Origin of the sequence: Halalkalibaculum sp. DA384 (assembly GCF_043951955.1) — a bacterium.
Taxonomy (GTDB): domain Bacteria; phylum Bacteroidota; class Rhodothermia; order Balneolales; family Balneolaceae; genus JAMQKA01.
In genome coordinates this window covers 1-4,336 of the sequence record NZ_JBINJE010000069.1, presented here as the reverse complement: position 1 = coordinate 4,336, position 4,336 = coordinate 1, and the positions used below count along the sequence as shown (strand labels likewise).

Sequence of the window (4,336 nt, the reverse complement as noted above, 5' to 3'; positions counted from 1 at the left end):
GAATCAAAAAAACGTAAACTAATTTTAAGCTACCTGTTGGAATACTGGCGCCACCCATTCCCCCTTTGAAGGGGGCGCAGGGGGATGTAGCTATTGTTTTACAAGTTCATACAATGAGTGAGCGGCAGCTCATTTTTCAAATTATGGAACCCTATTTCATAGTACGTGCCAGTTATCTATCGTTAAATCCCCCTACCCCCCTTTGGAAGGGGGAATATTCGTGCTGCATTTCGGGTAATCCCACACACAACTAAATCATGATTTGTAATGTCAACATCCCCTTGCTTCCCAACGCCCCATCCATTTCCCGTTGAATATATTGTATCGACTGACCTCGGGAGCACAGAAGGGGTGGGTAGGACGAGAAGCCGGAAAATAACGTGCATATTAGTTTTCATAATTATGAATGGTAACACTAGATCAAATGCAAGGTATGTAAAGAAAATGCAGAAAACCGTGCATCTGATCTGGCTTTACAGCCGTGCAAAAGATGCGTACATCGTGACTTCGCATCTATCTGAGGATGCCTATAATAATATGACCTCAGGGTTCCAGCTACTTACTGCCATACCAGAAGTGTTCATATGAACAAAATGAATCCCCAAAAACCGTCGCAGCATCCTTGCAACTACGCAATTAATAAAAAAATAAGTATCTGAATAAAGAATGCCTTCGTAACCAAATCCGACAGTTCCCATGCCACTGCAATCGTAAAATAGTCTGACAGGTAGTCCCTCAGTCGCTTCAGGGCGCGGCCCATCTGCGTGTTTACCGTCCCTATGGAAAGATCCAGGACCTCGGCAATCTCCGCATACGTCAGTCCACTTCTTCGGTTTAGCAGAAAGATTTGTCGACAACGTGGAGGTAGCTGGTTGATCCCCTCTTCAATATCCTGTCGCAGTTTTCTTATCTCCGCATCACTTTTACTATCGTCCGTCTCCTTTAGCTCTTCGAATCTTTGGGCTACCTCATCCTCGGTCTCATCAATAACCCGCTGATGGCGAATAACGTTTAACGCCTTGTTTTTTACGGCCGTAAAAAGGTAACTTTTAACGGTTCCCGGGGGATCCCAGCTTTCCCGCTGAGCCCAGATATTCAGAAATACTTCCTGAACGATATCCTCCGCCTCCTCAACGCTTCCCACGTAGCTGCGGGCAAAACCGTGTAGCCGCTTGTAATACGCTCTGAAGATCTTTTTGAACGCGGATCGGTCTCCCTGTTCGCGAACCCGCCTCACCCACTGTTTCTCCAACAGCGGCCGGGGATCCCCACTCGATTTTTCCTCTTCTTCTTTTGCGTTCATTATCACTTTGTAACCTAATCCTGCATCAACAAGCCGGTTTCGCTTCGGGATGACGACTTCGTAAATTTCCTCTACAACTCAATATTATCATTCATATACTGTTTATTCGAGACACTTACATGGATGGGTCAAGTCTCATATCATGGTTCACATGAACGTATCAAATTCATATAACAGATTTTATTATTTACAGTATACTAAGCTGTTCTTGTAATCTCATACACTTTGTTTGTGGAAACGGGCAAACAATACCCCTTGTTAATAAAGAGCGATCCAATTCCCCGAACTACTCTTTTTCGAGCAGATATCCCGGCATTGGATCTTTAACCGCTTTTGAGCGTAGTGCTATAACCCATTGGCACGACATTCACTTCGAAATTCATTATTCTTCAATCTACACTCCTAATTTCCCATCCCTTCCGGTCTTGGATTTATGAGCCGCCCGGGACAAGTAGAGCGCAGGCGCAGTTTAGTTATTTGTGGACTGGTTATTCGTTATTTGTTTGAACCAATAACGAATTCCTAATAACCAATCTCCTGCGGTGATTTTTTAGGTACGTTTTTTTATCACTCAAAAAAGGAACAGAGAAAGGCCTAAACATCCGGGGCAATTGCTCCTGTGAAAAAAGATACCATCTTATACAAAAAAAGATACCATCTTAAGGAGAAAAAGATACCATCTTTTTTGTCAGAAGATACTGGCATAATATTGAGAAGATAAAAAAGCCCCGTACGCAGGGTGGTTTAGTTATTAGTGAATTAGGTATTCGTTATTTGTTTGAACCAATAGCTAATTCCTGGTAACCAATTACCGGCGGCTTTTTAGGTTCGTATTTTGATCATTCAAAAAATGAACAAGGAAGGAGGATAGCGAAGTCTTAATGTAAAACAGGAGACTATTTTCCAGTCCCCGTGTTTGATCAGGAACAAAATTCAGGATTAAACAAAAAAATTTTACCAGTTTGCAAATTCCAACCCCGTCCTTTCAAGAGCGGGGCGGTAACTTAGGGTTTAGGGAAAAATCGATTTCTTTTCAACAATTTTTGATGGGATAATTTCCCAGCTCAGTTCTTATATCTGAAAACTCCGACTATCTGACGTCGGCGTTCTAATACGTGGTTTCATCCCCTTTTCACATGCTGTTACACTTGAACAGATCGGTTCTATGACAGTTTATCCCATTTTTGTTAAAGAAGTGCTTCCAAAATCGCTGTTTTAATGTGCCCCCGGAATGATCGTGCACTATAAAATCCACAGCCCAGGCTAAAGAGTGCGGCTCCAACGTAGGCTGTGCCCGGAGATTCTTCACAAAGTAACAGGGTTGTACCCGCAGGTTCACCCTGGTACTGAATTTTAAACTATTCGATATAAAAGCTTACTTCACCAGCTGGTGGTCAATCTCCCTAAATCCCTCTTCTCCAAGAGGGACTTCAACACATTGCCTTTATTGCATCCTGAGATTGTGACCCAAGTGTTCCTCCTTGGAGAAGGAGGACAGGAGGATTGATCTTACACTTCTTCCACAAACCTAAATTATTAATGAATGCAACTATCTGTCGAGACTTTTTGGACAGCCTCACTGTTTTCTTGCCATTTCAAGACAAACAGGCATTCTGGTTGAGATCATTATGTCTAATTCAGGTTATTTTAGTGTATTGTTCAATCTTGGGTTATCCTACTGTCACATCAAATCCTGGGTGTTCAGTCTGTTCCCGACCGAACGCGGATAAATACCGATCATGCTGATCTACGCAGACAACCTGGAAAAATGCTGTTAGACCTGCTATTTCGTGGTGATCTGCAGCATCAGTGTTATCTGCGTCTCAGCAAACCTGCATGTTCAGGGTTAACAATAGCATTGCGTTAATAGTTTATCGAAACCGACTGCGGGGCCTGGGGATGAAAGCCCTGATCCGGGGAGGGATTCACAATCCCACTTTCTCAGACATCTCCTTGATAAAGGCATATCCCTGTTCAGCTACATCCCAGGGTTTATTGTATTCCCGCCATACGTTTATGGAGTTGGCAAAATCGGGATCGTCACGGGTAAATGCCTCAATGGTTAGCCAGCCATCATATCCGATTTCGGCGAGGGTAGAAAAGGTTTCGTCCCAGGGTACGTGACCCGAACCCGGAGTGCCCCGGTCGTTTTCACTGATGTGTACATGTCCCAGCACAGGTGCTACTTTCTTGAGGGCTCCGGACAACGTCTTCTCCTCGATATTGGCGTGATGGGTATCAAAATGAGCTTTGACATTCGGATGTGACACCCGCTCGACCAATCCCACCAGTTGATCCATCGTATTGCACAGGTAGCACTCAAATCGATTTATCGCCTCCGGGGTCAGCAGAATGTCGGCCTGAGCCGCATATTCGCCCGCTTTTGCCAGTACCTCCGCACTCCGTTTGTACTCATCCTCATCCGGGGCCTTGTCCGCAAAATTGGCAAAAGCCGAGTGCATCGGACCGCAGATAACGTCTGCATTCATGTCATGAGCACGGTCTACAGCCCATTTAATACGCTCCAACCCTTTTTTGCGAACCTCGGCAGAGGGATCTATTGGATTTTCATCCGGTCCCAATACCATCACGCAGTTCAGTTCAAGTCCCAGGTCCTCCACCTCTTTACCGAACTTTTTGTACATCGCTTCATCTTCGATTCCCAAGAATATTTCAATACCGTCGTATCCAATTTCTTTTAACCGTTCAACAGTGGGAAGAAGCTCTTCCGAAATGACTGCTGACCACGCGAGTAAATTAAATCCTACTTTTGTCATAATAATTTTGTTTTGAATTAAAGTTGAGTATTCCCGGTTGACTTTCAGAGGCCAACTAACTTGATCTGAAAATCAGGAAGTTTCCAAATATCACTCTGATATCAGAGTTCATATGGTTACTCCATTGCACGATTTTTCATCATTTGCCAAGCACTCTGGTATAATGAATCAAAAAAACGTAAACTAATTTTAAGCTACCTGTTGGAATACTGGCGCCACCCATTCCCCCTTTGAAGGGGGCGCAGGGGGATGTAGC

2 protein-coding genes are annotated in these 4,336 nt (G+C 44.1%); both read right to left on the bottom strand.

What is annotated here, in order from left to right; all coding sequences use genetic code 11:
- Nucleotides 1-628: 628 nt before the first annotated feature.
- Nucleotides 629-1,303 carry an RNA polymerase sigma-70 factor gene (locus ACG2E4_RS18140; protein ID WP_395262536.1) on the bottom strand — a complete coding sequence of 225 codons (675 nt, stop codon included), beginning with the start codon at nucleotides 1,301-1,303 and terminating at the stop codon, nucleotides 629-631.
- A gap of 1,925 nt (nucleotides 1,304-3,228) precedes the next feature.
- Complete coding sequence (locus tag ACG2E4_RS18135; RefSeq protein ID WP_395277472.1) at nucleotides 3,229-4,080, bottom strand: sugar phosphate isomerase/epimerase family protein; 852 nt, start codon at nucleotides 4,078-4,080, stop codon at nucleotides 3,229-3,231.
- Nucleotides 4,081-4,336: the final 256 nt, after the last annotated feature.

Excerpts from the sequence above, each read along its gene's own strand:
- ACG2E4_RS18135 (WP_395277472.1), bottom strand. The coding sequence starts at position 4,080 with ATGACAAAAGTAGGATTTAATTTACTCGCGTGGTCAGCAGTCATTTCG.
- ACG2E4_RS18140 (WP_395262536.1), bottom strand. The coding sequence starts at position 1,303 with ATGAACGCAAAAGAAGAAGAGGAAAAATCGAGTGGGGATCCCCGGCCG.